General features: G+C 73.1%; 24 protein-coding genes and 1 pseudogene. 6 read left to right on the top strand and 19 right to left on the bottom strand.

Translation table 11 applies throughout. The annotated features are described in order from the left end of the window. Positions 1–19 precede the first annotated feature (19 nt). The 4 genes from PS467_RS29270 to PS467_RS29255 all read right to left on the bottom strand — a co-directional run bounded on the left by PS467_RS29270 (position 20) and on the right by PS467_RS29255 (position 3,881). Complete coding sequence (locus tag PS467_RS29270; protein WP_268974655.1) at positions 20–688, bottom strand: response regulator; 669 nt, start codon at positions 686–688, stop codon at positions 20–22. After that, entirely contained in the window at positions 591–2,993 is a 2,403-nt protein-coding gene (locus PS467_RS29265) for a sensor histidine kinase (protein WP_311037730.1), read from the bottom strand. Before PS467_RS29265 ends, PS467_RS29270 begins: the two co-directional genes overlap by 98 nt. 34 nt (positions 2,994–3,027) lie before the next feature. Continuing rightward, positions 3,028–3,342, bottom strand: a complete 315-nt coding sequence (locus PS467_RS29260) for a hypothetical protein (RefSeq protein ID WP_311037729.1) — start codon at positions 3,340–3,342, stop codon at positions 3,028–3,030. A gap of 140 nt (positions 3,343–3,482) precedes the next feature. Further along, positions 3,483–3,881, bottom strand: a complete 399-nt coding sequence (locus PS467_RS29255) for a YqxI family protein (RefSeq protein WP_268974652.1) — start codon at positions 3,879–3,881, stop codon at positions 3,483–3,485. Positions 3,882–4,110: 229 nt separating this feature from the next. On the opposite strand from PS467_RS29255, the gene PS467_RS29250 reads away from it, so the two are divergent. Then, positions 4,111–5,097 (top strand): LLM class flavin-dependent oxidoreductase, encoded by a 987-nt coding sequence (locus tag PS467_RS29250; protein ID WP_311037728.1) that lies wholly within the window; start codon positions 4,111–4,113, stop codon positions 5,095–5,097. 45 nt (positions 5,098–5,142) lie between these two features. On the opposite strand, the gene PS467_RS29245 is transcribed toward PS467_RS29250, so the two are convergent. From PS467_RS29245 to PS467_RS29230, 4 genes are all read right to left on the bottom strand, one after another. Beyond that, positions 5,143–6,561 carry a sugar porter family MFS transporter gene (locus tag PS467_RS29245; RefSeq protein ID WP_311037727.1) on the bottom strand — a complete coding sequence of 473 codons (1,419 nt, stop codon included), beginning with the start codon at positions 6,559–6,561 and terminating at the stop codon, positions 5,143–5,145. Between the two features lie 216 nt (positions 6,562–6,777). Further along, positions 6,778–10,767, bottom strand: coding sequence for an SMC hinge domain-related protein (locus PS467_RS29240; protein ID WP_311037726.1), 3,990 nt, complete (start codon positions 10,765–10,767; stop codon positions 6,778–6,780). A gap of 240 nt (positions 10,768–11,007) precedes the next feature. Continuing rightward, positions 11,008–11,211 carry a hypothetical protein gene (locus tag PS467_RS29235; RefSeq protein WP_268974648.1) on the bottom strand — a complete coding sequence of 68 codons (204 nt, stop codon included), beginning with the start codon at positions 11,209–11,211 and terminating at the stop codon, positions 11,008–11,010. Positions 11,212–11,583: 372 nt separating this feature from the next. Next, a complete protein-coding gene (locus PS467_RS29230) occupies positions 11,584–11,865 on the bottom strand; it encodes an acylphosphatase (protein WP_268974647.1) in 282 nt (93 codons plus the stop codon). 191 nt (positions 11,866–12,056) lie between these two features. Between PS467_RS29230 and PS467_RS29225 the strand changes: the two genes are divergently transcribed. Both PS467_RS29225 and PS467_RS29220 read left to right on the top strand, forming a co-directional pair. After that, complete coding sequence (locus PS467_RS29225; protein WP_432280645.1) at positions 12,057–12,965, top strand: CAP domain-containing protein; 909 nt, start codon at positions 12,057–12,059, stop codon at positions 12,963–12,965. A gap of 84 nt (positions 12,966–13,049) precedes the next feature. Further along, entirely contained in the window at positions 13,050–13,523 is a 474-nt protein-coding gene (locus PS467_RS29220; RefSeq protein WP_311037724.1) for a winged helix-turn-helix transcriptional regulator, read from the top strand. On the opposite strand, the gene mutM is transcribed toward PS467_RS29220, so the two are convergent. From mutM to PS467_RS29175, 9 genes are all read right to left on the bottom strand, one after another. Continuing rightward, positions 13,439–14,374, bottom strand: coding sequence for a bifunctional DNA-formamidopyrimidine glycosylase/DNA-(apurinic or apyrimidinic site) lyase (gene mutM, locus PS467_RS29215; RefSeq protein WP_311037723.1), 936 nt, complete (start codon positions 14,372–14,374; stop codon positions 13,439–13,441). The genes PS467_RS29220 and mutM overlap by 85 nt on opposite strands. Before the next feature lie 125 nt (positions 14,375–14,499). Beyond that, positions 14,500–15,336: a ribonuclease III gene (gene rnc, locus PS467_RS29210; RefSeq protein WP_311037722.1), complete on the bottom strand. Its 837-nt coding sequence runs from the start codon at positions 15,334–15,336 to the stop codon at positions 14,500–14,502. 19 nt (positions 15,337–15,355) lie between these two features. After that, complete coding sequence (gene rpmF, locus PS467_RS29205) at positions 15,356–15,529, bottom strand: 50S ribosomal protein L32 (protein WP_009714764.1); 174 nt, start codon at positions 15,527–15,529, stop codon at positions 15,356–15,358. Between the two features lie 2 nt (positions 15,530–15,531). Next, a complete protein-coding gene (locus PS467_RS29200) occupies positions 15,532–16,122 on the bottom strand; it encodes a YceD family protein (RefSeq protein ID WP_311037721.1) in 591 nt (196 codons plus the stop codon). 201 nt (positions 16,123–16,323) lie between these two features. Further along, positions 16,324–17,424 carry a cell division initiation protein gene (locus PS467_RS29195; RefSeq protein WP_311037720.1) on the bottom strand — a complete coding sequence of 367 codons (1,101 nt, stop codon included), beginning with the start codon at positions 17,422–17,424 and terminating at the stop codon, positions 16,324–16,326. A gap of 123 nt (positions 17,425–17,547) precedes the next feature. Further along, on the bottom strand, positions 17,548–18,057 hold the full coding sequence (gene coaD, locus PS467_RS29190; RefSeq protein WP_268974640.1) for a pantetheine-phosphate adenylyltransferase: 510 nt from the start codon (positions 18,055–18,057) through the stop codon (positions 17,548–17,550). Beyond that, positions 18,054–18,641 carry a 16S rRNA (guanine(966)-N(2))-methyltransferase RsmD gene (gene rsmD / locus PS467_RS29185; RefSeq protein ID WP_268974639.1) on the bottom strand — a complete coding sequence of 196 codons (588 nt, stop codon included), beginning with the start codon at positions 18,639–18,641 and terminating at the stop codon, positions 18,054–18,056. The genes coaD and rsmD overlap by 4 nt, the downstream gene beginning before the upstream one ends. Before the next feature lie 146 nt (positions 18,642–18,787). Continuing rightward, positions 18,788–20,935 (bottom strand): ATP-dependent DNA helicase RecG, encoded by a 2,148-nt coding sequence (gene recG / locus PS467_RS29180; RefSeq protein ID WP_311039991.1) that lies wholly within the window; start codon positions 20,933–20,935, stop codon positions 18,788–18,790. 169 nt (positions 20,936–21,104) lie between these two features. Continuing rightward, the gene (locus PS467_RS29175; protein WP_311037719.1) at positions 21,105–22,901 is read right to left on the bottom strand and encodes a DAK2 domain-containing protein; all 1,797 of its coding nucleotides are present in this window, start codon (positions 22,899–22,901) and stop codon (positions 21,105–21,107) included. 264 nt (positions 22,902–23,165) lie between these two features. Between PS467_RS29175 and rpmB the strand changes: the two are divergent. Next, positions 23,166–23,276, top strand: a pseudogene (gene rpmB / locus PS467_RS42195) (50S ribosomal protein L28); the annotation flags it as partial. A 223-nt stretch (positions 23,277–23,499) separates the two neighbouring features. Here the strand turns inward: rpmB and thiD are convergent. Then, positions 23,500–24,327 carry a bifunctional hydroxymethylpyrimidine kinase/phosphomethylpyrimidine kinase gene (gene thiD, locus PS467_RS29165; RefSeq protein WP_311037718.1) on the bottom strand — a complete coding sequence of 276 codons (828 nt, stop codon included), beginning with the start codon at positions 24,325–24,327 and terminating at the stop codon, positions 23,500–23,502. 118 nt (positions 24,328–24,445) lie between these two features. After that, positions 24,446–25,414, bottom strand: a complete 969-nt coding sequence (locus PS467_RS29160; RefSeq protein ID WP_311037717.1) for a thiamine-phosphate kinase — start codon at positions 25,412–25,414, stop codon at positions 24,446–24,448. Between the two features lie 137 nt (positions 25,415–25,551). On the opposite strand from PS467_RS29160, the gene PS467_RS29155 reads away from it, so the two are divergent. After that, a complete protein-coding gene (locus PS467_RS29155) occupies positions 25,552–25,785 on the top strand; it encodes an Lrp/AsnC family transcriptional regulator (RefSeq protein WP_268974635.1) in 234 nt (77 codons plus the stop codon). A gap of 62 nt (positions 25,786–25,847) precedes the next feature. Then, positions 25,848–26,300 (top strand): DUF3515 domain-containing protein, encoded by a 453-nt coding sequence (locus PS467_RS29150; RefSeq protein ID WP_311037716.1) that lies wholly within the window; start codon positions 25,848–25,850, stop codon positions 26,298–26,300. Positions 26,301–26,313 lie beyond the last annotated feature (13 nt).

Below are 26,313 nucleotides of genomic sequence, written 5' to 3'. Positions count from 1 at the left end.
AGCCACGAGGGGAAGCGAGTCATTCGCCTCCCAGCCCGGCCTGCCGGGCGCGCACGATCGCCTGGGCGCGGTCGTGCACCTGAAGCTTGGCGAAGATCGAGCCGACGTGGTTGCGCACCGTCTTGTCGGTGACCACCAGCCGCTGGGCGATCTGGCGGTAGCCGAGTCCGGCCGCGAGCAGGTCCAGCACCTCGCGCTCGCGGGCGGTCAGGGTCGGGAACGCCTCCTTGGCGGACGCGGAGCCGGACGCGCCGAGCAGCACCCCGAGCCGTTCGGCCATCCGCGGGCTGAAGACCGCGCCGCCGCGCGCCACGGTGTGCAGCGCGCGCAGGATCTCGTCCCGGCCCGCGCCCTTGAGGAGATAGCCGCGCGCCCCGGCCCGCACGGCGGCCAGCAGGCTGTCGTCGTCCTCGGACATCGTCATGACCAGCACCCGGGTCTCGGGGTGATCGCACAGGATCCGCCGGGTCGCCTCCAGACCGGACCGGCCGGGCAGCCCGAGGTCCATGACCACCAGATCCGGGCCGGTGCGCACGGCCTCGGCTATCGCCCCGTCCGCGCAGGCCGCCTGCCCGACGACGGCGAACGCGTCATCGAGGTTGACGGCGGCGGCCAGCCCCTCGCGGAAGAGGGGATGGTCGTCCACCAGCAGTACCCGCCACTGCGGAGGTTCCACGACCGCTGTCACCCGCTGTCCTCTCCTTGGGTTGCGTCGACGTGGGATGCGTCGACGTGGGTCTCGTCGGCTCGGGTTGCGGCGGCTCGGATTGCGTCGGCTCGGGTTGCGGCGGCGCGTCCTCGGACGTCCTCGACGCGATGAGCGCCCGGCACGCCTCGTGCCCGGTGGGCGCGCGGCGCTCCTCGGGGTTGCCGTGCTCGCCCGGCCCGGCGAGCGGCAGCACCGCGTGCACCACCGTGCCGGTCGCCGATCCGGTCACCGAGCAGGAGCCGCCGATCTCCTCGGCCCGTTCGGTGACCGAGGCCAGGCCCACACCCGGCACCGCGGTCTCGCGCAGCCCGCTTCCGTCGTCGGTGACCTTGACCTCCAGGGTGTCCGGGCCCGCGGTCAGCTCGACGCTCACCTGGCGCGCCCGAGCGTGTCGTACGGCGTTGGTCAGCGACTCCGCCGCGATCCGGTACGCGGCCGTCTCGACACCGGGCGACAGCGGGGGCAGCGCGGCGGGGCGGCTGGCCACGCTCACCCGCAGCCCGTCGACGCCCAGCCGGTGCGCCAGGTCCCGGACCGCGCCGGCCAGCCCGCGCTCGGCCAGCGCGGCCGGGGCCAGGCCCGCGGTGATGCGCCGCACCTCGACCAGGGCCTCGGCAAGGGTCTCGGCCGCCTCGCACAGCTGAGGGGTGGCGGGGTGACCGGGCGGACAGGAGGTCTGCGCGATGTCCAGACGCAGCCTTACGGCGGCCAGCTGCGGGCCGAGTCCGTCGTGGATCTCCCTGCGCAGCCGGCGGCGCTCCTGTTCGCGGGCGAGCACCAGCCGTTCCCGGGCGGCCTGGGCCTCCTCGGCCAGGCGCAGCGCGGCGAGCGCGGGGGCGGCCTGGTCGGCGAGGAGGGAGAGCAGCCCGCTGTCGCGTCCGGCCGGGGTGCCGGAGCCGTCGCGGGAGACCTCCAGGCGGCCGACGGTGCGGCCGTGGTGGCGCAGCGGATACGTCTGTACCGGGCCGGTCAGCGGGGCCCCGGCGGAGGCCAGCCGCCGGGGTCCGGCGCGGGTGTCGACGCTGACGGCGGCGCCCGAGACGCCGAGGTCCTCCACGGCGCTGCGGCAGATCTGCTGGGGCACCTCGCCCGGGTGCGGGGCCTGCTGGAGCCGTACGGCCAGGGCGCTCACGGCCTCGTGCGGGCGGGCCCGGGGCCCGTAGAAGGCGCGCTCGACGCAGCGGGTGAGCCAGCGGGCGCTCGGCCGCAGCCCCCAGCCCAGCACCAGGGCGCACCCGGCGGTGACGGTGGTGGCCCCGCTCCGTACGGAGGGGAGTCCGGCCTGGACGGCGACGACCGTGCAGACCACCACCGCGGCCAGTGAGGTGAGCACGAAGGCTCGGGCGAGGCGGTGGCTGGTGGAGCGGTCCAGCCGCCAGATGCCGGTGCGGGCGACGCCGAGGCAGATCGCGGCGGCCCATACGGCGCTGCCGGCCGTGCGGGCCACGATCGTGGGCACGCCCTCGCCCCACTGGGACAGCAGGAGCGAGACGCAGGCGGGGTAGGCGGCGGCGAGCAGTGCCCAGTCGCGCCGCTCGGCGCCGCGGGAGACGGCGGCGCGGCAGCACAGGGCGGCGGTCACGGCCGCGGCGACGGTGCGCAGTACCCAGGTCTCGGCCGCGGCGTAGGCATCCAGGTGGTCGAAGGCCCACTGGCCGGCCGCGGTGCGGAACGCCGGGTTGGGCACCGAGCCCACCAGGGGCTCGCTGATCAGCCACAGCGCCGCGTACCCCAGCCAGTAGCCGGACGCGACCACGCTGATCGCCCACCACTGCCACCGCCGGGCCCCTCGGCGGCCGGCTCGCCTCCGGGCGCTGCGGTCCGGTGCCGGCACCGGTGCCTCGCCACCTCTGGGGCCGGCCGGCGCGGCCGGCGCGTCCTTCGGCTCGCCGGCCGGTCCACCCCGTGGGAACAGCCACAGCGGCAGCAGCAGGACGGTCAGCGGGCGGCAGGCCATCTTGGCGGCGGCGAGCAGCAGGGACACCACGGCACCGGTCGTGCCCAGATCGGCCAGGCCCAGCAGCCCGGCCGCGGCCGAGGGCAGCAGCCACAGGCCGCCGGCCACCAGCAGGACGCCGCCGTAGCGCCGGGCCGAGCGCTCGGCCAGCAGCAGCACTCCGACGCCCAGCACCGGGACGCCCACGGCGACCCTGGTCAGCACGGTGGCGCCTCGGGGGCGTGGGTAGGCGAGCGCGGCCCACTGGTCGTCGACCCTCAGCAGCCCGGCCACCCACCCGGCCAGGACCACCACGATCAGTGCCGAAGCCCCGCCCGCGGCCCGCACGGCCCGGTCCTTCGGCAGCGCGGCACGCCGCATCTCAGCCGGCGGCCGGCCCGGTGGCGAGGGGACGCGCCCCGCCGGCGCCGGAGCCGCCGCCCTTGGCCCACAGCGTGACGTCATTGTCACCGCGGCCGGGGCGGCACTTGTACTCGTCCCAGGTGTGCCGCCGGACGCCGGTCTCGCCCGCGCGCCAGCAGGCCGCGGTGGTGTCGTAGTGCCCCGCCTCCCGCCAGGCGTCCTCGGATGCGGTGGTCTGGGAGGAGGCGGTGGCGGGGAAGGCGGCCGCGGTCCACGCGACGGCCCCGGCGCTCATGCCGAGTGCGATCGCCGTGCGGATTCGGGTAGGGCGCATGGGCGTTCTCCTTGTGTTTGTCCCGAGCCCTACCCGCCGCCACGGCCGTGAAGTGCCCGGCCGCCCCGGCCCACCCGAACCGGTGACCTCCTAGCACCCCCGTTCCGTATCGACCGGCGGCGGTGCCGAGGGGCGGGCTCTCACCACACGAGCAGCAGAACGGCGACGGCGATGGTCTCCGCCTCTCCGTAAGGCAGTCCGAACCGCATCAGGGCGAGCATGATGGGCTGCGCCGCCCAGACCTGGAGCGTGTCCAGGAAGTTGGCGAGCCGGTGTGCGTAGCGGCGCACCATCGCGGTCTCGCGGGGGCTGAGCCGGCTGAGCAGCTTGGCCAGCAGCGCGCCCCCGTGGCGCAGGGCGGTCACCAGCAGCCGCTGCCGGATGAGCCGCGCGGTGTCGGGGGCCGGGCCGGCGCCGGAGAAGAGCGCGGTCTTGGCGGATTCCAGGTATCCGGGGTCGCCGGCGGTCTGCCGGACCCGGATGATGAGGTCGTCGATGTCGGCCGCGGTGATGAGTGATTCCCCCGTGCTGATCGTCACGCGCCCCTCCTCGGATGGCGTATGCGGGCTGTGGCCCAGGTGGCGGGCCGGTCCTTACGATCGGCCGCCCCGCGTCCCAGGCGCATGAGTCATCCGTCCCGGCCGCGCCCGTGCGATGGGCCGAACGGCCCACGTAGGTGGCTATTTGACGATGCGTCAGCTACGGTCCGGCTGCCGCTTCCGCGACGACGTTCCGCGACGAAGTTCCGCGCGAAGGAGGACATCCGCCATGCCCGTCACGGTCGTACGCCTCAACCTCGTCGATCCCGACGCGACCCCGCGCAGCCTGTCCGAGCGGTACCGCGCCGCCCTGGAGATGGCGGCCTTCGCCGATGAGCGGGGCGTCTCCACGCTCCAGACCGAGGAGCACCACGGGTCCCCCGACAACTGGCTGCCCGCCCCGCTGGCCTTCGCGGGCGCGCTGCTGGGCACCACCCGCCGGATCACCGTCACCGTCTCGGCGCTGATCGTGCCGCTGTACGACCCGCTGCGGCTCGCCGAGGACCTCGCCGTGCTGGATCTGGCCGGCGGCGGGCGGCTGGTCACGGTGGCGGGGATCGGCTACCGGCCGGAGGAGTACGCGGCCCACGGCAAGGACTGGAAGGGGCGTGGCGCGCTACAGGACGAGGCGCTGGAGACGCTGCTCGCGGCCTGGACCGGCGAGCCCTTCGACTACCGGGGCCGCACCGTCCGGATCACCCCGCGCCCGTACACCCGGCCGCATCCGCCGCTGCTGGTCGGCGGCAGCTCGCGGGTCGCGGCGCGCCGCGCGGCCCGGCTCGGCCTGCCGTTCTTCCCGAGCGCGCATCTGCCGGAGCTGGAGGCGTACTACCACGCGCGGCGGGTGGAGTACGGCACCGAGGGCTGGTGCCTGATGCCCCCGGCGGTCACCCCGCTGCTGCACCTGTCCGAGGACCCGGAGCGGGCCTGGGCGCGGTACGGCCCGCATCTGCTGTACGAGGCCCGCAGGTACGCGTCCTGGCAGCGGGGCACGGTGCGCTCGGCGGTGCGCTCGCGCGCGGAGGACGTGGCGGCGCTGCGCCAGGAGGGCGTCTACCGCATCGTGACCCCCGAGGAGTGCGTGGCGTACGCGGCGGAGGGCGGCGACATGGCGAGCCTGGTGCTCCATCCGCTGTGCGGGGGGATGCCGGTGGAGGAGGGCTGGCGGTCCCTGCGGCTGTTCGCGGAACGAGTGCTGCCCCGCCTCAAGGACTGAGGCGGGGCAGTTCTCCTGATGCGAGGAGTGGGCGGCGGGGGGGGGTTAGCCCATCTCCTCCAACGCCTTGCCCTTGGTCTCCGGCACCCACTTGAGGATGAACGGGATCGAGAGCAGGGCGAAGGCCGTGTACATGATGTACGTACCCGACAGGTTCCAGTCCGACAGGCTCGGGAAGCTGGCGGTGATGGCCCAGTTGGCGATCCACTGGGCGGAGGCGGCGACGCCGAGGGCGGCGGCGCGGATCTTGTTCGGGAACATCTCGCCGAGCAGGACCCAGACCACCACACCCCACGAGAGGGCGAAGAAGAGCACGAAGGCGTGGGCCGCGATCAGCGCCAGGACGCCCTGGGTGTGCGGCAGCTTGCCGTCGACCAGGTCCGCCGAGAAGGCCCAGGCCACCAGGGCCAGGGAGATCGTCATGCCCACGGAGCCGATGAGCGCGAGCGGCTTGCGGCCGATCCGGTCGACGAAGACCATCGCGATCACGGTGCCCAGGATGTTGATGATCGACGTGGTGAAGGAGTAGAAGAACGAGCTGCTCGGGTCGACACCGACGGACTGCCACAGCGTCGAGGAGTAGTAGAAGGCCACGTTGATGCCGACGAGCTGCTGGAAGACCGAGAGCCCGATGCCGATCCAGACAATGGGCAGCAGCCCGAACCGGCCGCCGAGGAGGTCCTTGAAGGTCGACCTCTCCTCACTGCGCATGGCCTGGTCGATCTCGGCGACCCGCACATCGAGGTCCACGCTCTTGCCCTCGACCTCCTCCAGGACCTGCTTGGCCTGGTCGGTCCGGCCGACGGAGATCAGGTAGCGGGGCGACTCGGGAATGGCGAAGGACAGCAGTCCGTAGACGACGGCGGGGATCACCATGACGCCCAGCATCCACTGCCACGCCTCCAGCCCGGCGATCTTGCCGCGCTGTTCGTCGTCGGCGAGGTTGAGGATGCCCCAGTTGACGAGCTGGGAGACGGCGATGCCGACGACGATCGCGGCCTGCTGGAACGAGGCGAGCCGGCCGCGGTAGGCGGGCGGGGCGACCTCGGCGATGTAGGCCGGGCCGATCACCGACGCCATGCCGATGCCGATACCGCCAAGCACTCGCCAGATCGCCAGGTCCCACAGCGAGAAGGGCAGTGCCGAGCCGACCGCGCTGATCGTGAACAGGACGGCGGCGATCTGCATGACGCGGATGCGCCCGATCCGGTCGGCTATCCGGCCCGCGGTGGCGGCGCCGATGGCCGAGCCGATCAGGGCGATGGCCACGACCTGGGCGAGGGCCGCGGAGCCGATGTCGTACTTGCCGCGGATGGCTTCGACCGCCCCGTTGATCACCGAGCTGTCGTAGCCGAAGAGGAATCCGCCCATCGCGGCGGCGGCGGTGATGAAGATGACATGGCCCAGGTGATCCGGCTGGGCCTTGCGGCCCTCGACTCCCTGCGCCTGCGCGGTGGTGGACAACGTGAACTCCTGACGCCCGTCCGGCAGCGCTGCCGGACGTGGGGGGATGGCTGGCCCTTCCAGCGGAGGCTGCGAAGGAGCCGACCACCACTTGAAGGTAAAAGCAACGTTGCAGAGACTATTCCTTCAAGTTTCGAAGTCAATAGGGTGTGACCAAGAAGTCTCCCCAGCACACCGACACACCGGTTGATGTCTTGACTTCAAGTGTTGAAACGGTCACCGCAAGCGTTGGCTGATGACCTTGGAGACGCCGTCACCCTGCATGGAGACGCCGTACAACGCGTCGGCGACCTCCATCGTCCGCTTCTGATGGGTGATCACGATCAGCTGGGACGCCTCCTGCAGCTCCTGCATGATCCGGATCAGTCGCTGCAGATTGGTGTCGTCGAGCGCCGCCTCGACCTCGTCCATCACATAGAACGGGCTCGGCCGCGCCTTGAAGATGGACACCAGCAGGGCCACGGCGGTCAGCGAGCGCTCACCGCCGGACAGCAGCGACAGCCGCTTGACCTTCTTGCCCGGCGGCCGGGCCTCCACATCCACGCCCGTGGTCAGCATGTGCTCGGGGTCGGTCAGCACCAGCCGCCCCTCACCGCCCGGGAACAGCCGCGAGAAGACCCCTTCGAACTCGCGAGCGGTGTCCCGGTACGCCTCCGTGAAGACCTGCTCGACCCGCTCGTCGACCTCCTTGACCACCTGAAGGAGATCGGCCCGGGTCTTCTTGAGGTCCTCCAGCTGCTCGCTCAGGAACTGATGCCGCTCCTCCAGCGCCGCGAACTCCTCCAGCGCCAGCGGATTGACCTTGCCGAGCTGCTGGTACGCGCGCTCCGCGGCCTTCAGCCGCTTCTCCTGCTGCGCCCGCACATACCGCACCGGCTGGTTGCGCGGATGCTCGGGATCCTCGGGCAGCACCTCACCCTCGGCGGGCGGGGACGGCGGGACGAGCTGGTCGGGGCCGTACTCGGCGATCAGCCCGGCCGGTTCGACGCCCAGCTCCTCCAGCGCCTTGGCCTCCAGCTGCTCGATCCGCAGCCGCTTCTCCGCGCCCAGCACCTCACCCCGGTGCACCGAGTCGGTCAGCTTGTCCAGCTCGCTCTTGAGGTCACGGCCCTGGGCGCGGGCCGCGTCCAGCTCCCGTTCGCGCTCGGCCTTGGCGCGCTCCGCGGCGTCCCGCTCCTGCCCGGCCCGTTCCAGCGACACCTCGACATGCGCCAGCAGCTGACGGGCACCGGCGGCCACGGCGGAGGCCACCCGCGCCTCGTGGCGCAGCCGGGCGCGCCGCTGCTCGGCGCGTGCCCGTGCCTCACGCTCGGCGCGCGCGCCCCGGTCGAGCGCGTCGGCCCGCCCCGCGAGCCCCTTGACGCGCTCCTCATGCGTACGGACCTGGAGCCGCGCCTCCATCTCGGTCTGCCGTGCGTTGGCGCCGTCGGCCGCCAGCCGGTCCCGTACGGAGGTGTCCGGCTCCTCCTGGCCCGGTTCCTCCTCCGCCACGGCGAGCCGCTCGGCCAGCTCCTCCGCCTCCTCCGTCGCCCGCTCCAGCGCCTCCTCGGCCCTGGCGACGGCCGCGGCCGTCCGCTCGGCCTCCCCGGCGGCCCCGCGCGCCTGTCCCGCCAGCCGCCCCAGCGACTGCGCGACCCGCGACTTCTCCCGGTCCGCCGCGCTCCGCCGGCTCGCGAGCTCCTCGACCAGCTCCCGGCACTCGGCCCGCCGCTCCTGCGCCGCGCGCTGCGCCGCGGCCAGCTCCGCACACCGTACGGCGAGCCGCTCGAGCTCCGCCGCCGCCTCGTCGACGGACGCCTGCACCTCCAGCAGCGTGGGCGCCCCGGCGGACCCGCCCTGCGCGAAGTGCGCCCCGAGCAGATCGCCCTCGGCGGTCACGGCCGTCAACTCCGGCCGCAGCACGACGAGTGCCTCGGCCTCCTCCAGGGTCCTGACCACCACCATGCCGTCGAGCAGCCGCCTTACGGCCGCCACCAACCCAGCGGGCCCGCCCACCAGATCCACCGCCCGCACCGTCCCCCCGGTGCCGCCGGACCCGGTCGGACTCTTCTCTCCGGCGGGACGCGGCACCGCCACGGAGGGCTCCCCCGTCCCCCGCCCCTCGTCGGCGTCGGCGACGACGCCCACGCCGGCGCCCGGCGCCCCGGCCGGGGACACCGGACCGGCACCCTCGACGCGCGTCCCCGGTACGACGGGGCCGCCCTCACCCGCGCCGGGCGGCTCCCCCGCCGGATCGGCGGCGGGCCGCGACGTGCCCGGAACGCCCGGCTCCAAAGTGGCGGCCGAGGCACCCGGCCGCGCCGCGGCCGTGGCGTCCCCCGCGCCCGGGAAGGCGTCCGCCGGACCCTTTGGGGCACGCGTCCCGGGCACGACGTCGTGGCCGTCACCCGGAGCGGGCCCGCCGTCGGGCCCGGGAGACGGCCCACTGGAGCCGCCCGGCCCCGGCGCGGCGGCGGCAGGGGCGGCGGCCGGGCCGTCGGAGACGGCGGCCGGGGCCAGGAGGAGGGCGGCGCGGCCGGCGTCGTCGGCGCGCAGGAGGCGGATCGCCTCGGCCGCCGCACGAGGGCCGGTGACGGCGATCGCGTCGGCGGCGGCGCCCAGGGCCGCGGCGACGGGGACCTCGAAGCCCGGGGTGACGGTGAGGAGTTCGGCGGCGGGGCCCAGGAGTCCGCCGAGGCGGTCGGCGGCCGCCAGCAGGGCGCCCGTGCCGTCCTTACGGCGCAGCCCGAGGGCGAGGGCGTCATGGCGGGCGGAGGTCGCGGCGCGTTCGCGCTCGGCGGCCGTGGCGGCCTCGCGGGCCGCGCTCAGCGTGGCCTCCGCCTCGGCCAGCTCGCGCTTCGCGGCCTCATGGCGCTCCGCCAGTTCCACGTCATCCGCGTCGAGTCCGTCGACCTCCGTCTTGAGCTGCTCGTACTCCTCCTGCGCCGCGACCGCCCGGGTCTGTGCCTCGTCGCGGGAGGCGACCAGCCGTTCGATCTCGGCGCGCGCCGAACCGGCCCGGCCACGGGCCGCGTTCACCTGGCCCTGGAGCCGGGCGAGCCCTTCGCGGCGGTCGGCGATGGCGCGGGCCACGTCCTTGAGGCGGCGCTCCTCCTCGGCCAGGCCGCGCTCGAGCTCGGCCCGGTGCGCCACGGTGTCCTCCAGGGCCCGGCTCGCCGCCTCCAGGGCGGCCTCCAGCTCGGCCTCCTGCTCCCGGATGCGGGCCGCCTCGCGCTCCATGTCCTCCGGGTCGCGGCCGCGCCGCTCCTCCCCCGGGGCGGAGGTGGCGCTCTTGACCCGGGCGTCCGCCAGGCTGATCGTGCCGCGCACCCGCTCGGCGAGCTGCGAGAGCTCGTACCAGGTCTGCTGGGCGTCCCGGAGCCGGGGCGCGAGCCGCCGCACGTGCTCCTCCAGCGCCGCCTCGCGCTGCTGTGCGGCGCGCAGCTCGGCCTCCGCGGCCTCCTTGCGCCGCTTGAGCTCGGCCTCGTCGGCGATCTCGGCCCGCAGCGCCTCGCGCAGGGTCACCAGGTCGTCGGCGAGCAGCCGCAGCCGGGCGTCGCGCAGATCGGCCTGGATGACGGCGGCCCGCCGGGCCACCGCGGCCTGCCGGCCGAGCGGCTTGAGCTGGCGGCGCAGCTCGTCGGTGAGGTCCTGGACGCGTGCGAGGTTGGCCTGCATCGCGTCCAGTTTCCGCAGCGCCTTCTCCTTGCGCTTGCGGTGCTTGAGGACGCCCGCGGCCTCCTCGATGAAGGCGCGGCGGCCGGTCGGGTCGGCGTGCAGCACCCCGTCGAGCTGGCCCTGCCCGACGATGACGTGCATCTCACGGCCGATACCGGAGTCGGAGAGCAGCTCCTGGATGTCCAGCAGCCGGCAGGTGTCCCCGTTGATCTGGTACTCGCTGCCGCCGTTGCGGAACATGATCCGCGTGATGGTGACCTCGGCGTAGTCGATGGGCAGCGCGCCATCGGCGTTGTCGATGGTGAGCGAGACCTCGGCGCGGCCGAGCGGGGGACGGCCGGTGGTCCCGGCGAAGATGACGTCCTCCATCTTCCCGCCGCGCAGGGACTTGGCACCCTGTTCGCCCATGACCCAGGAAAGAGCGTCCACGACATTGGACTTGCCCGAGCCATTGGGGCCGACGACGCAGGTGATACCCGGCTCGAACCGGAGCGTCGTGGCGGAGGCGAAGGATTTGAACCCTCGCAGGGTCAGGCTCTTGAGATGCACGCCTTTGGACTCTACCCGCCGCCCTTCCTCCGGCACCGTCCCGCGAAGGCGACGCCGCGCGCCCGTCCCGGCTTTTTCTCGGTTTCAGCAATGATCGGTTTCACCGCTGGGAGAGAGGGGCACATCAGTCGGTAAGGGTGGCACGGAGGCAGCACCGGGGATACGACGAAGGGACGCCGAGGCGTCCCTTGAAGATTCTCAAGCGGCTGACGATGCAGCCCGACCGGCCCTAGGGCTGGGTCAGGCGAGCGCAGGCTCCGCCTGGGATACGTCGATGCTTTCGAGCAGCGAGTCGCGACGAGCTGCGGCGGACAGAGCGTCGTTCTCGGCCTGGATCCGGATAAGCTCGGATTCAAGATCCTGAACGCGCTGCTGAAGCCGTCGCATCTCGGCGAGGACTCGGGGGTCGGAGCCGCCGACGTAACCGAGAAGCGCCTTTGCCATGATGGATGGTCCTCCACAATGAGTGACCGACCGAAGCGGTGTGGGTCGTGAGGGATTTGCACCCGCGATGCCTGCCGAATTACTACCGTGCTGCGCGGCAAACAGTTAAGGTGCGCGGGGCTTCCAGCGTCTCACCAATTGGTTTGAGGGTCAACACGATCACACGCCGACGGGGCCGCGGGGGTCGATAGCACACCGGCGGCGGACTGTGCGAGCCCTCTGCGGAGGGTCCGTGGCGGTCAGGGGATCTTCCGTGACTCCGCAGCCTTCCACGGAGCGGCGCCGTTGGCAACCATCAGCCCGTTTCCGCTCACCGTGCGCACGGAAGGCATGGTCGGCGGGGTGTCGCGGAGGGTGCCTCCGGTGAGTTGATCAACGGATCTCGAAGGTGTCGTAGCCACCGCGCGGTGTGTCCCAGATCTCGGTGATTCCCTCGACGCGCCCCGGCGTGTCGCCGTCCCGAAGCCATTCGAGCAGCTGTTCGCATTCCGCGCGCGGGCCCTCCGCGACCACCTGCACCCGCCCGTCGGCGAGGTTGGAGGCAAAGCCGACGAGGCCCCCGATGCGCAGTGCGTTGGCCCGGGTGTACCAGCGGAAGCCGACGCCCTGGACGCGGCCACGGACCCACACGGTGAGGCGGACTCTCTCGTTCATACGCGAACGCTAACCCCCCGCGCGAGCAGCCGCTCAACCGTCGATTTGCCCACGGGACACGCGCGTTGGGGCCCGAATGGCGTACAGTCCCGGCTCAACGAGCCTCACCCACACGAGTGGTACATGACTCGCGCACACGAGTGACACATTTCGAGTGACCCTTGACGCCGAGCTCACAAGGAAGGCAGGAGATGGGCCGCCATCGACGATCTGCCCCCGGTACCGCGGCGCAGACGGCCGCCGCAGGCCGCCACCGGGGACCGCACCGGGGCCCGCTCGCTCCGGTCCGGACCGGACTGTTGGGCGTGTCCGCCGCTGTCGCGGTCGGCGCGGTGGCGATGGCCTCCGGGCTGGTTCCCGGAGGCGACTACAAGCTGGGCGGGGGCAATGACTCCGCCGGACAGGTGCAGGCGGGCGGCCCCCCGGCGGGGCTGGAGACGCAGGGCTCGCAGTCCGCGGTCCCCACCGGACGCAGCACGGCACCGGCCGGCCGTGCCGACGACCGCTCCCCCATACCCTCCACGACTCCCTCCAAGACGCCCAGACCCTCCGGGACGCCGTCCGCCACGCCCTCGGGGCAGCCGGGGTCCTCCGGCTCCTCCGGGACCGGCCGATCCGGCGGCGACGACGAGGGCGGCTCGAAGGACGGGGGCGGGACCCCGTCCCGTACGCCCACGACGGAGCCGACCGCGTCCGCGCCCCCGGCGGAGTCGGCCGGCGCGGAGACCGCCGCGGAGGCGGAGGTCCTCGCACTCGTCAACGAGGAGCGCGAGCGGACCGGCTGCGCCCCCGTGACGGCCGATCCCAAACTCGCCCAGCTGGCCGAGGACTTCAGCGAGGACATGTCCCTGCGGCAGTTCTTCGACCACATCGACCCCGACGGCGACAGCCCCTGGGAACGCGCCGAGAGCGCGGGCATCCTGGACCTGGGCGGGGAGAACATCGCCCGCGGCCAGTCGGACGCACAGGCCGTGATGGACTCCTGGATGAACAGTTCCGGCCACCGCGCCAACATCCTCAACTGCTCGTTCAAGCGGATGGGCGTCGGCGCGCACTTCGGCACCGGCGGCCCCTGGTGGACCCAGGACTTCGGCTACTGAAACCCGTGCAGCGGCCGCCCCAGCATGCTCACCATCCGAAAGCGCTCCCCTTAAGTCAGCGCTGAGGGCGCGTATGGTGTCGTCATGGACAGTGAACGCACCGGCGATGTGTCCTCCACGGCGGACGTGGCGGACCTGGCCTTCGACGTGTTCGCCCGCGCCTGCCCCTCGCGCGGCACGCTGGAGCATGTCACCGGCAAATGGGGCGGCCTCATCCTGGGCGCGCTCCGCGAGGGCACCTTCCGCTTCAACGAGCTCCGGCGGCGGGTCGACGGCGTCAGCGAGAAGATGCTGTCCCAGACGCTCCAGGCGCTGGAGCGCGACGGCCTGGTGCACCGCGAGGCGCAGCCGACCAACCCCCCGCGGGTGGACTACCGGCTCACCCCACTGGGCGACGCGATCGCCGAGCGGCTGCTGGCCCTGATCAATCTGGTCGAGGACCGGATGCCCGAAGTGCTCACGGCCCGGGAGCGCTACGACGCGGCGCGCGCCGAAAGCGGTGCGGCGGCCGGGCGGGATGCCGGACGGGCCGCGCTGGCCGGGCGCGGCGGGCGCTGACAGCGCGGGCAGAAGTAGCTGGAGCGGTTCATCCAGGGGCGGCGGCGCAGCGCGGTGCCGCAACGGCGGCACGGCTCGTTCTCCCGGCCGTACGCGTCCAGGGAGCGCTCGAAGTACCCCGACTCGCCGTTCACATTGACATAGAGGCTGTCGAAGCTGGTGCCGCCGACGGCCAGCGCCGCGGTCATCACCTCGCGCACATGGCCGAGGAGTTCGGCGCTGCGCGGGCGGGTGAGGGTGGCCGTGGGCCGGTCGTAGTGCAGCCGGGCGCGCCACAGCGCCTCGTCGGCGTAGATGTTGCCGACCCCGCTGATCAGCGACTGGTCCAGCAGGGCGCGCTTGATCGTGGTGCGACGGCGGCGCAGCGCGGTGTGGAAGGCCGCCTCGTCGAAGGCGGGGTCCAGCGGGTCGCGCGCGATGTGCGCGATGACGTCCGGCAGTCCCTCCAGGTCGCCGGGGACGGTGTTGTGCAGGGAGAGTCCGCCGAAGGTGCGCTGGTCGACGAAGCGCAGCTCGGTGCCCGCGTCGTCGGCGAAGCGGACCCGGATCCGCAGATGCTTCTCGTCGGGGGCCTCGGCGGGCTGGACCAGCAGCTGCCCGCTCATCCCGAGATGGGCCAGGACGGACTCGGCGGCGGCGCCGTCGTCGTCGAACGGCAGCCACAGGTACTTGCCGCGGCGGCGGACGGTCCCGGTGCGGCGGCCCCTGAGGCGGGCCGCGAAGTCCTCCGGGCCGCCGAGGTGGCGACGGACCGCGCGGGGGTGCAGCACCTGGACCTCGGCGACCGTACGGCCGCTGACCCAGCGCTCCAGTCCGCGGCGGACCACCTCGACCTCGGGCAGCTCGGGCAACGGGGGCCTCCTTGGCCTTGAGCCCTCACCGCCCCCGGGCGGAACGGCCGGGCGGGCCGTCCGCCACGGGGGCGGGGAGAGGCGTTACGGATGTGCGGACGGTGCGGTAGGGGTCGGAAGGGCGATCAGCGTGCCGTGGAGGCCGTGTCGGCGGCGGCTCCGCCGTCCGCCGCCGTGGCCGTGGTTTTGGCGTCGGCCTCCTTGGCCTTCGCCTGGGCCTCGTCGGCAGCCGCGCGGATCGCGCGCCAGGCGGCCTCGGCCGCCTGCTGCTCGGCTTCCTTCTTGCTGCGGCCGGTGCCGGTGCCGTACGCGACACCACCGACGCGGGCGGCAGCCGTGAAGGTCTTCTCGTGGTCGGGCCCGGTCTCGGAGACCAGGTACTCCGGGACCCCGAGACCCTCGGTGGCGGTCAGCTCCTGGAGGCTGGTCTTCCAGTCCAGGCCGGCGCCGAGGTTCGAGGACTTCTCGATCAGCGGGTCGAAGAGCCGGTGCACCAGCTCCGCCGCGGCGTCGAGTCCCCGGTCGAGATAGACCGCTCCGATCACCGCTTCAAGGGTGTCGGCGAGGATGGAAGCCTTGTCCCTGCCGCCCGTGCCCTCTTCGCCCCGGCCGAGCCGGATGAAGGCGCCGAGGTCGAGGCCGCGGCCCACTTCCGCGAGCGCACGCGAGTTGACCACCGCGGCCCGCAGCTTGGCCAGCTGGCCCTCGGGCAGGTCGGGGTGGATGCGGTACAGCGTGTCGGTGACCACCAGGCCGAGCACCGAATCCCCGAGGAATTCCAGCCGCTCGTTGGTGGGCAGCCCGCCGTTCTCGTACGCGAAGGAGCGGTGGGTCAGCGCACGCACCAGAAGGGCGGACTCGAGCTGGTACCCGAGCCGCCCTTCCAGGATCGTGTGGGACGAGGCCGTGTCCGCCTGGGACGCTTCACCGCGCTTGCGCGGGGGCGTAGTGGCGTCTGACATAGAGCCTGTCACCCGCCGATCAGACCTCGAGGACCTGGCGGCGGTTGTAGGTGCCGCAGCTCGGGCACGCGATGTGCTGCTGCTTCGGCTCGTGGCAGCGCTCGCACGCCACCAGGGTGGGGACCGCAGCCTTCCACTGCGACCGGCGGTGGCGCGTGTTGCTGCGCGACATCTTCCGCTTCGGAACAGCCACGGCTACTTCTCCTGTGAGTCATCCCCGCGCTCGCGGGGTGCGTTGTCCTTCTCGCCGTCCCTGATGGTCTCGGCGAGTCCCTGCAGTGCCGCCCAACGGATGTCGGTGGCGTCGTGGTGGTGGTCCGGGTCGTCCGCGAGCCGCGCGCCGCAGTCGGCGCACAGCCCCGGGCAGTCCTCCCGGCACACCGGCTGCAGCGGCAGTGCGAGCACCACCGCGTCGCGCAGCACGGGCTCGAGGTCGAACAGGTCGGCCTCGAGGAAGAGCATGTCCTCCTCCTCGGCGTCGTCGCCGGTGTCCGCGTAGCGGCTCCGGTCGTCGGCGTCGGGGTAGGAGTACATCTCCTGGAAGTCCACTTCGAGCTCTCGCTCCAGCGGCTCCAGACACCTTACGCACTCCCCCGTCAGCGGCGCACGGGCGGTGCCTGTGACAAGCACCCCTTCCATGACCGACTCCAGGCGGAGGTCCAGCTCCACGGTCGCGCCCTCCCGCACCCCGATGACCTCGATGCCGAGGTCCTTGGGGGCCGCCACGGAACGGGAGACCCTTTTGAGCGCACCGGGACGGCGGCCCAGCTCACGCGTGTCGAACACGAGAGGGGCGCGGTGGTCGAGGCGGGCGTTCAGGGCTTCCTGCTTTCTACGCTGCGGCGGACCGCCCGATCACCTGCTACGAAACGGGCAGCCGAGATCGCGGACGTACGCGCGACCGAAGAGCCAGGATACTGGACGGGCCGCCGTAGACCCAATCCGCCCGGTGGGGACGGGGTTCCGGCGACCCGGTGGGGACGGGCGCTACCGGCCCTGCTCGTACTGGCGGAGCTGATCGAGGTCGATCATGCTCGTGTCGAAGAGGCTGGTCTCGTCGAGCGCGGCCCCCGGCTGCTGCTGATGATGCTGGTGCTGCTGCTCGTGCTGCTGATGGTGCTGGTGCTGCTGGGGGACGGCGTAGCCCGCGTTCGGATCGTAGCCCTGGGCCTGGGCCTGCTGCTGCCAGGCGTAGGCGTCCTGCTGATAGCCGCCCTGCGCGGCGTAGGGGTCCTGCTGCGGGACGTAGCCCTGCTGCTGGTAGCCGTACGCGTCCTGCTGCTGGTAGCCCGCGGTGGCGGCGTAGTACGCGGCGTCGGCGGCGGCCTGGTCGGGCTGGGCGACCGGCTGGGCGACGGCCGCCTGGGACTGGGCCAGGTCCGCCAGATAGTCGTCGTCGGTGGTCCGCAGGGCCATGCCCGCCTCGTCCTGGGCCGCCATATGGGCGCCGAGCTCATCGATGGGCCGGGCGCCGAGCAGCTTCTGGCGGCCCCGGCCCACCGCCTCCAGGGTCTTGACGAGGACCGCCGAGACGGCCCCGAGCTTGGTGTCCACGTACTCGTCGGCGCGCTGCCGCAGGGTCGCCGGGTCGGCGCTGCGCTCCGGCCCCTCCTCGGGGTGCCCGAGGCCGTCCTCGCCGCCGGGGGCGCGGCCGAGCAGCTTCTCCCGGCCGCGGTCGACCGAGCCGATCGTCTTGGTGAGCACGACCTCGAAGTTGGCCAGCTTGCTGTCGACGTAGTCGTCGGCCTCGACGCGGATCTCCTCGGCCTCCCGGCGGGCCTCGGCGAGGATCCGGTCGGCCTCCGCCTGGGACTTGCGCACCAGTTCGGTGTCCGAGATCAGCGAGGTGCGCTCGGCGTGCGCGGACTCGATGATCCGCTCGGCCTCCCGGCGGGCCTCCTCGACCATCTGGTCCCGGCCGCCGATCAGCTCCTGGGCGTGGGCCAGGGAGTCCGGGAGGGCCGCGCGCACCTCTTCCAGCATGGCGAGCAGCTCGGCGCGGTTGAGCACGCACGAGGCCGACATGGGCATGGACCGGGCGCTGCCGACGGTGTCGACGATCTCGTCGAGCTTCTTCTGCACGTCCACTGTGGGTGCTCGCAGACTCTCTGGATGCGGATGGGAACGGAGGACAACGAACGGGACGACTGTACGGCCAGCGGGCCTCTTCCCGACAGCCGCTGACGCCCCGTCAGCCGGCCCCGCCGGCCGCTACTTCCTGCCGAGCCGCTCGGAGAGGGCCTCCAGGACCACCGGGGGCACCAGGTGGGAGACGTCACCGCCCCAGGCCGCGACCTCCTTGACCAGGCTGGAGGACAGGAAGCTGTAGGTGGGGTTGGTGGGCACGAACAGCGTCTCCACGCCGGAGAGGCCGTTGTTCATCTGGGCCATCTGGAGCTCGTAGTCGAAGTCGCTGACGGCCCGCAGCCCCTTGACGATCGCGGGGATGTCCCGCTGCTTGCAGAAGTCGACGAGGAGCCCGTGGAAGGACTCCACCTGAACGTTTCCGTACTCCTCGGTGGTCTTGCGGAGGAGGTCCATCCGCTCCTCCACCGTGAACAGGCCCTGCTTGGACTTGTTGATCATCACGGCGACGTGCACGACGTCATAGAGCTTGGAGGCACGGGCGATGATGTCGAGGTGTCCATTGGTGACGGGGTCGAACGACCCCGGACAGACTGCGCGGCGCAACGGAAGTTCCTCGCTCTCGGGTCCGGTCATGACGCGTTCTCGCACGTCGAGGCGGCGCGACCGTACCAAAGCGTCCCCTCGCCGTAGCGACGGGCCCGCAGCCCCTCAAATCCGGCCGGCCACCCGAATTCCCCGCCTCGTGTGCTGCGCTCAACGGTGGCCAGCGCGTCCGGAGCGAGCCAGCCCTTCCCCAGGAGTGTGAGCAGGATCTCCCGGATCTCGCCGTCGGTGACCGCGTACGGCGGATCCAGGAAAACGACGTCGTACGGACCGGTGACGGGGGCCTGTCCGGCGATGGTCTGTTCGGCCCGGCCGGTCCGCAGCTCCGCGCCGGGCAGACCGAGCGCCCGGACGTTCTGCCGGATCGTACGGGCCGCCCGCGGGTCGGACTCGACCAGCAGCACATGGGCGGCGCCGCGGGACAGCGCCTCCAGGCCGACCGCGCCGGAGCCGCCGTACAGGTCGAGGACGCGGGTCCCGTCCAGCGAGCCGAGCAGCGACTCCCAGGTGGAGAACAGGCCCTCTCGCGCCCGGTCCGAGGTGGGTCGGGTGCCGTTTCCCGGCGGCACGGCCAGGCGGCGGCCGCCGGCCGCTCCGGCGATCACGCGGGTCATGGGTGGTGGCAGTCCTTCGCGGTGGTCGGGGCAGCGGCGCACCCCGCCCGTCCGGGCAGGCCGCCGCACCTCCACGATATGGCGTCCGGCGGCGGGCGGTGGCCGCGCGCTCCCCATGCGGGCTCAGCCCCTGTCGAGACGCGGGCTCAGCCCTTGTCGAGGAACTCCTCGCGCTCCTTGTCCAGCAGGGCGTCCAGCGCGGTCCGCAGCTCCGGGTATCCGGCCAGCTCCGGATCGGCGGCGACGATCGTGGCGGCCTCCTCCCGGGCCGCCGCGATGACCTCCTCGTCGTCGATGACGGCGAGCACCCGCAGCGAGGAGCGGACCCCGGACTGGGCCTGGCCGAGCACATCGCCCTCCCGGCGCTGCTCCAGGTCGATCCGGGACAGCTCGAAGCCGTCGAGCGTGGCCGCGACCGCGCCCAGCCGCGCCCGTGCGGGGCTGCCCTCGGGCATGTCGGTCACCAGCAGACACAGCCCGGCGGCCGAGCCACGGCCGACCCGGCCGCGCAGCTGGTGCAGCTGGGAGACGCCGAACCGGTCGGCGTCCATGATCACCATGGCGGTGGCGTTGGGGACGTTGACCCCGACCTCGATGACGGTCGTGGCCACCAGGACGTCCACCTCGCCCGCGGCGAAGCGGCGCATCACCTCGTCCTTGGCCTCGGGCTGCATCCGCCCGTGCAGCATCTCCACCCGCAGATCGCGCAGCGGGCCCTTGGTGAGCTGCTCGGCGACGTCGACCACGGCCAGCGGCGGCCGCTTCTCGGCGTCGTCCTCGGGGCTCTTGTCCTTCGCCGCCTTGGATTCGTCCTCCTCGTCCCCGATCCGGGGGCACACCACGTACGCCTGGTGCCCGGCGGCCACCTCCTCGCGCACCCGCTCCCAGGCGCGGGTCAGGAAGTGCGGCTTGTCCTTGGCGGGCACCACATGGGAGGCGATCGGGGAACGGCCCGAGGGCAACTGGTCCAGGACGGAGGTCTCCAGGTCGCCGAAGACGGTCATGGCGACGGTGCGCGGGATCGGGGTGGCCGTCATCACCAGCAGATGCGGGGGCTGCTTGCCCTTGGAGCGCAGTGCGTCGCGCTGCTCGACCCCGAAGCGGTGCTGCTCGTCGACGACCACCAGACCCAGGTCGTGGAACTGGACCTTGTCCTCGATCAGGGCATGGGTGCCGATCACGATCCCCGCCTCGCCGGTGACCAGGTCCAATAGCGCCTGGCGGCGGGCCGCGGCGCCCATGGAGCCCGTGAGCAGCACCACCTTGGTGCCCTGCTCCGCACCGCCCAGCATGCCCCCCTCGGCCAGCTCGCCCATCATCTCCGTGATCGAGCGGTGGTGCTGCTGGGCGAGCACCTCCGTGGGCGCGAGCATCGCCGCCTGTCCCCCGGCGTCCACCACGCCGAGCATCGCGCGCAACGCGACCATGGTCTTTCCCGAGCCGACCTCGCCCTGGAGCAGCCGGTGCATCGGGTGCTCGGTGGCGAGGTCGGCGAAGATCTCCTCGCTGACCCGGCGCTGCCCCTCGGTGAGGGTGAAGGGCAGCCGGGCGTCGAAGGCGGTCAGCAGCCCGTCCGGGACGGGCTTGCGGGGCGCCGCGGGCAGCTGGGCGTCGGCCCGCCGCCGCCGGGCGAGCGCCACTTGCAGGACGAACGCCTCGTCCCACTTCAGACGGTCCCGGGCCCTGGCGATATCGGTCTTGGTGCGCGGTCGGTGGATCTGGCGCAGCGCCTCGGGGAGCGTGGCCAGCCCCCGGCCCTCGCGGAGGCTCTCGGGCAGCGGGTCGACGAGCCCGGCCAGCGCGGCCTCCTCGTGGCCCACCGGGCCCAGCACGGTGTCGACGGCCTGCTGGATCTGCCAGGACTCCATCTGCTTGCACGCCGGGTACAGCGGCAGCAGCTGGTTGGCGAACGCCTCCACGGCGTCCGCGCCGCTCTCCGCGCCCAGCGTCTTGAACTCCGGGTGGGCCAGCTGCCGCTTGCGGTTGAAGACCGAGACCTTCCCGGCGAACATCGCGCGGGTGCCGGGCTGGAGCTCCGCCTTCGGCTTGTGGACGCCCTTGCCGAAGAAGACCAGCTGGAGGCGGCCGCTGCCGTCGGTGATGGTGACCTCCAGCCGCCGGCCCCGGCCGCCGTTGAACGTGTGCACCCGGGCGTCGGCGACCTGCGCCACGACGGTCACATGCTCGTCCAGGGGCAGATCGGACAGCCGGGTCAGCTCACCGCGCTCGGCGTACCGCCTCGGGTAGTGGTGCAGCAGATCGCCGACGGTGTGCAGGTCGAGATGGTCGGCCATCACCTTCGCGGTGTTGCCGCCCAGGACCTTCTTCAGGGGTTCATCCAGCACGGGCACCCGTCCATTGCACACCACGGGACCGACAAGCGGGATGATGCAGCGGCCGGGGCCGGGCGCCGGGCTCGTTCGACGCCTCTTCGACGCCTCGGGCGCATTCGATGCCTCGGGCTCATTCGATGCCTATGATCAGCGGCGTGGTGGGCTGACCGCCGTGGTAGACGACCGTGTCGACGGCGAAGTGCCCCTCCCGCACATGCCGTTCCAGCCGTTCGGCGACCTCGTCCGGAAGGCCCGCGCCGAGCACCAGGGTGACCATCTCGCCGCCCGACGCCAGCATCCGGTCCAGCACCGTCTCGGCGGTCGCGGCCAGCTCCGAGCCGATCACCGCCACATCACCGTCGATCATGCCCAGGACATCCCCGGCCTGGCACACCCCGGCCATGGTCCAGGACTGGTGTTCGGCGACGGCCAGTTCCGCGTAGCGGGTGGCGCCGGCGGCCGAGGTCATGGCGACCACGTCCTCGTCGAAGCTGCGGCCGGGTTCGTGGACGGCGAGCGCGGCGATGCCCTGGACGGCGGAGCGGGTGGGGATCACCGCGGCCCGTACGCCCTCGGCGCGGGCCTGGGCCGCCGCGGCGGCGGCCGTGTGGTGCAGCTCGGTGCCGTTCGGCAGCAGTACGACCTCCCGGGCGTCGGTCCGGCGGATCGCGTCGACCAGCTCGCCACTGGCGGGCGGCTCGCCGGGGCGGGTGGCGACCGCGGTCGCGCCGGCCTCGGCGCACAGTGCGGCGAGGCCGTCGCCGGGGACGACGGCGACCACGGCGCGGCCCGCGCGCTCGGCGCGCGGGGCACCGGTGGGGCCCTGGGAGCCGGGCTGGTCCGGCAGGACGACGGCCGCGCCCGGCCGGTCCGGACCGTCGGCGCCCGCCTTACGGACGGCGGCGCCGCCGAAGTGGGTGATCCGGACCCTGTACGGGCGCCCGGCCTGGATACCCGCCTCCACGGCCGCCCCCGCGTCGTCCACGTGCACATGCACATTCCACAGGCCGTCCCCGCCGACGATCACCAGGGAGTCGCCGAGGGCGTCCAGCCGCTTCCTCAGGGCGGTCACGGCCGTGTCGTCGGCCTCCAGGAGGTAGATCACCTCGAAGGCGGGTCCGCCGTCCGGGGCGCCGTCGGCGGGGCAGCCCGCGGGGTCGTGTCCGTCGGCCGCCGCGGGCGGGCGGATGCCACGGCGGGGCCGGACCGGCGCGAGCGCGGCGGGGGCCTCGCCCGACAGGGCCTCGGCGAGCCCGCCCAGGACCGTCACCAGGCCGTAGCCGCCCGCGTCGACCACCCCCGCGCGGCCGAGGACGTCGAGCTGGCCGGGGGTGGCCTGGAGCGCCGCACGGGCGCCCTCGTAGGCCGCGCGGGCCACGGTGGCGATGTCGCCCGTGGCGCGCTCCGCGCCCTCGGCGGCGGCCACGGCGACCGTAAGGACGGTGCCTTCGACGGGGTGCGCGACGGCCAGGTAGGCGAGGTCGACCGCGCGCCGCAGCGCTCGGCGCAGGTCATCGGCCTCGCCCCGGCCGACGGCGGGGGCGTCCCCGTCGCCGCCTTTGCCTCCGCCTTCGTCCCCGTCTCCCGGCGCCTGGCCGTCCGCCAGGACGTCCGCCATACCGCGCAGCAGCTGCGCCAGGATCGTGCCGGAGTTGCCCCGCGCGCCGATCAGCGCGCCATGGGCCATCGCGCGCACCACATCGGCGAGGGTGGGACGGGAGGCGGCGGCCGAGGCGGCGTGGCCGTTGAAGGCGGCGTCGACGGCCTGGGCGGCGGACTCGACGGTCAGATACAGATTGGTGCCGGTGTCCCCGTCCGCGACCGGATAGACGTTGATCGCGTCGATGTCCGCGCGGGCCCGGCCCAGCGCGTCCAGCGCCAGCCCGCACCACATCCGTACCGCATCGGCGTCGAGCGTGTGCGGCACGTAACGTCCTCCTCGGAGGCTGCTGGGGCGGGGGCGGGCGGCGCGTCATCGCAGGGTAGTCGCCGCCCTCGGCGGGGGCCGGGCCAGCCATGATAGTTTCGTTGTACGGGAGTGGCCGTTGTATGCTGCTCCGGTTGCCCGATGCGAATCGGGCCATTCCCCCAGGCGCCGCCGATCCTCCACGATCCAGGCAACGCCCGGGGCATCCGTCAAGTGTCCTGTCTCCTCGCGGGAAGCGAGGCTGACCCGTCTTTGGAGTAACCCGTGGCTGCCAACTGCGACGTCTGCGGCAAGGGGCCGGGCTTCGGCAACAACATCTCGCACTCGCACCGCCGCACCCGCCGTCGTTGGAACCCCAACATCCAGACGGTGCGCGCTGTGGTCGGTCGCACCCCGAAGCGGCTCAACGTCTGCACCTCGTGCATCAAGGCCGGCAAGGTCTCGCGCTAGTCGCCCGGCCTCCCCGCTGGAGCGGGATCCGGTCGCCTGAGCCGGTCCACCACTGGTGTGGACCGGCTCCGTGTTTTCCGGGCTCGGTTCCCTCGGGCACCGCTGGGAGGCGCCTCCCCCGGCCGGAAGACCCGGACCCCTGTAGTCGCTAGCGCAGCCAGCCGTGGTCGACCGGTCCGATCCCCGCGCCCAGGGGGAAGCCCGCCGCGATGGCGCCCGTGACGTAGTCCTTGGCCGCCGTGACGGCCTGGGGGACCTCGTACCCGCCCGCCAGATACGTGGCGATCGCCGCCGCGAGGGTGCACCCCGTGCCGTGCGTATGGCGGTTGTCGTGGCGGGGCGCCCGCAGCCAGTGCTCCTCGGTGCCGTCCGTGAGCAGGTCCACCGCCTCGTCGCCGGGCAGATGGCCGCCCTTGATCAGCGCCCAGCGCGGTCCATGGGCCAGCACCGCACCGGCCGCCCGCCGCTGGTCGCCCTCCGTCTCCACCCGGACGCCGGTGAGCTGGGCCACCTCGTCCAGGTTGGGCGTGGCGACGGTCGCGGTCGGCAGCAGCTTCGTACGGACCGCGTCGAGCGCCTCGGCGGCCAGCAGCGGATCGCCGTGCTTGGAGACCCCGACCGGATCGACGACCACCGGCACGGAGAGGCCCGCCAGCAGCGCGGCGACGGTCTCGACCAGTTCGGCGGTCGCCAGCATGCCGGTCTTGACCGCCTGGACGCCGATGTCGTCTACCACGCTGCGGAACTGGGCGCGCACGGCCTCGGCGGACAGCTCCCAGGCGCCCTGGACGCCCAGTGAGTTCTGCGCCGTCACCGCGGTGATCACGCTCATGCCGTGGCCGCCCAGGGCCAGCATCGTCTTCAGATCGGCCTGGATGCCCGCACCGCCGCCGGAGTCCGATCCGGCGACGGTGAGCACGCGCACGGGTGCCGAGTCGTCCTGGGAGGGGCGGGGGACACAGGGAGGTATGGCCATATGGCCGAATCTACCCGGCCCTCCCGGCGCCCCTACGCGGCGCCCTCACCGTCTGCTCGGCGCCCCCCACGCGGCGCCCTCACCGTCACCCGGCGCCGCCGCCCGGCGTCCTTACCGTCTACTCGGCGCCCTTACTGTCGCCGAAGTGGTCCCAGCCCCCGTGTGTCCAGGGAGCTCCGTCCACCGTCACCTGGGGCAGCGCCGAGGGGTTCAGCACCTCGCCGATCACCTTCCAGCGGGCCGGCAGCTTGGCGTCGGGCGGGAAGGTGGCCACGATCGCGTGGTCCTCTCCCCCGCTGAGCACCCACTGCAGCGGATCGACGCCCACCGCCTGGCCGATGTCCGACATCTGCGTGGGGATGTCGATGTCTCCCGAGCGCAGATCGATGCGGACCTTGCTGGCCTCCGCGATATGCCCGAGGTCGGCCACCAGTCCGTCGCTCACATCGGTCATCGCGGTCGCGCCGAGCCCGGCGGCGGCGGGCCCGGCGTGGTACGGCGGCTCCGGTCGGCGGTGCGCCTCGACGAAGGCCCGCGGCGAGCGGAAGCCGCGGGAGAGCACCGCATGCCCGGCCGCCGACCAGCCCAGCCAGCCGGTGACCGCGACAACGTCGCCGGGCTGGGCACCGGATCGGGTGACCGGCTCGTGGTTGCGCAGATCACCCAGTGCGGTGATCGCGATGGTGATGGTCTCCCCGCGCACCACATCGCCGCCGACCACGGCCGCGCCCGCCACCTGGCATTCGTCGCGGATGCCGTCCATCAGTTCGGTCGGCCAGGTCACCGGGAGATCGGCGGGGACGACCAGGCCGAGCAGCAGGGCGGTCGGCACCGCGCCCATCGCCGCGATGTCGGCCAGGTTCTGGGCGGCGGCCTTACGGCCCACGTCATAGGCGGTGGACCAGTCCCGGCGGAAGTGCCGGCCCTCCAGCAGGAGGTCCGTACTGGCCACGACCCTCCGGTCGGGCGCGGCCACGACCGCGGCGTCGTCACCCGGACCCAGCCTCACCGCCGGGGTGCTGGTGAGCCGGGATGTGAGCTCTCTGATGAGCCCGAACTCCCCCAACTCGCCCACGGTGCCCTTCATCCCATCGCCCCTTCGTGCTCGTGGCCGCTTGCCCGCCGCGCCGCGCTCCCCGCGCGGGTCTCCCCGCGCCGCATGACGACGCGGTACCGTGGCGTCCCTTCTCTCCACATGATCCTCGTAGCCGCCCTGGAGGTTCCGTGGTACAGGCGTACATCCTGATCCAGACCGAGGTCGGCAAGGCCTCCGCCGTGGCCGACGTCATCGCCAAGCTTCCCGGAGTGATACAGGCGGAGGACGTCACGGGCCCCTACGACGTGATCGTGCGCGCCCAGGCCGAGACGGTCGATGAGCTCGGCCGCATGGTGGTCGCGAAAGTCCAGCAAGTGGACGGCATCACCCGCACCCTGACCTGCCCGGTCGTCCATCTCTAGCTCCCCCGTATGCTCGGCCGGTGAATTCCGCACACCGTAGTCTCACCCGAAGGCTGGTTCCGTTGGCCGCCACCGTGGCGCTCGCTCTGGTGCCGGTGGCCGGTTGCTCCTTCGCCAAGGACTCCGGCGACGCCGACGTGCCGGTCCCCACCCCGTCCCCGCAAGCGGTGGCGATGTGCCGGGCGCTGCACAAGGAACTGCCGGGGACCGTGAACGGGCTCGAGCGGCGCACCGCCGAGCCCGCCTCGGACTACACCGCCCTATGGGGCGACCCCGCCGTGCGGCTGCGCTGCGGGGTCCCCCGATCGGAGGCGATGACCTCCGCGACCGAGTCGGTCGAGGTGAACGGCGTCGATTGGCTCCCGGAGAAGCAGAAGGACGGCTACCGCTTCACCACCGTACTGCGCCGGGCGTACGTCGAGGTCACCGTGCCCGGGAAGTACGCCCCCGAGATCAACGTCCTGCTCGACCTCGCCCACGCCGTCAAGGAGACGGTGCCCAAGGGCGTGGCCTAGGTGCGCCGGCCGG

Source organism: Streptomyces luomodiensis (assembly GCF_031679605.1).
GTDB classification, from domain to species: Bacteria; Actinomycetota; Actinomycetes; order Streptomycetales; family Streptomycetaceae; genus Streptomyces; species Streptomyces luomodiensis.
Note: the sequence above shows the minus strand (reverse complement) of the source record. Positions and strands in the feature narration are given on the sequence as shown.

Bases quoted from the DNA above. Each gene is read 5' to 3' on its own strand.
- PS467_RS29225 (WP_432280645.1), top strand. From the start codon at position 12,057: ATGGGCCGCCATCGACGATCTGCCCCCGGTACCGCGGCGCAGACGGCC.
- PS467_RS29220 (WP_311037724.1), top strand. From the start codon at position 13,050: ATGGACAGTGAACGCACCGGCGATGTGTCCTCCACGGCGGACGTGGCG.
- coaD (WP_268974640.1), bottom strand. From the start codon at position 18,057: ATGACCGGACCCGAGAGCGAGGAACTTCCGTTGCGCCGCGCAGTCTGT.
- rnc (WP_311037722.1), bottom strand. From the start codon at position 15,336: ATGTCAGACGCCACTACGCCCCCGCGCAAGCGCGGTGAAGCGTCCCAG.
- PS467_RS29230 (WP_268974647.1), bottom strand. From the start codon at position 11,865: ATGAACGAGAGAGTCCGCCTCACCGTGTGGGTCCGTGGCCGCGTCCAG.
- PS467_RS29160 (WP_311037717.1), bottom strand. From the start codon at position 25,414: ATGAAGGGCACCGTGGGCGAGTTGGGGGAGTTCGGGCTCATCAGAGAG.
- rsmD (WP_268974639.1), bottom strand. From the start codon at position 18,641: ATGACCCGCGTGATCGCCGGAGCGGCCGGCGGCCGCCGCCTGGCCGTG.
- recG (WP_311039991.1), bottom strand. From the start codon at position 20,935: ATGGCCGACCATCTCGACCTGCACACCGTCGGCGATCTGCTGCACCAC.
- thiD (WP_311037718.1), bottom strand. From the start codon at position 24,327: ATGGCCATACCTCCCTGTGTCCCCCGCCCCTCCCAGGACGACTCGGCA.
- PS467_RS29250 (WP_311037728.1), top strand. From the start codon at position 4,111: ATGCCCGTCACGGTCGTACGCCTCAACCTCGTCGATCCCGACGCGACC.
- PS467_RS29235 (WP_268974648.1), bottom strand. From the start codon at position 11,211: ATGGCAAAGGCGCTTCTCGGTTACGTCGGCGGCTCCGACCCCCGAGTC.
- PS467_RS29260 (WP_311037729.1), bottom strand. From the start codon at position 3,342: ATGCGCCCTACCCGAATCCGCACGGCGATCGCACTCGGCATGAGCGCC.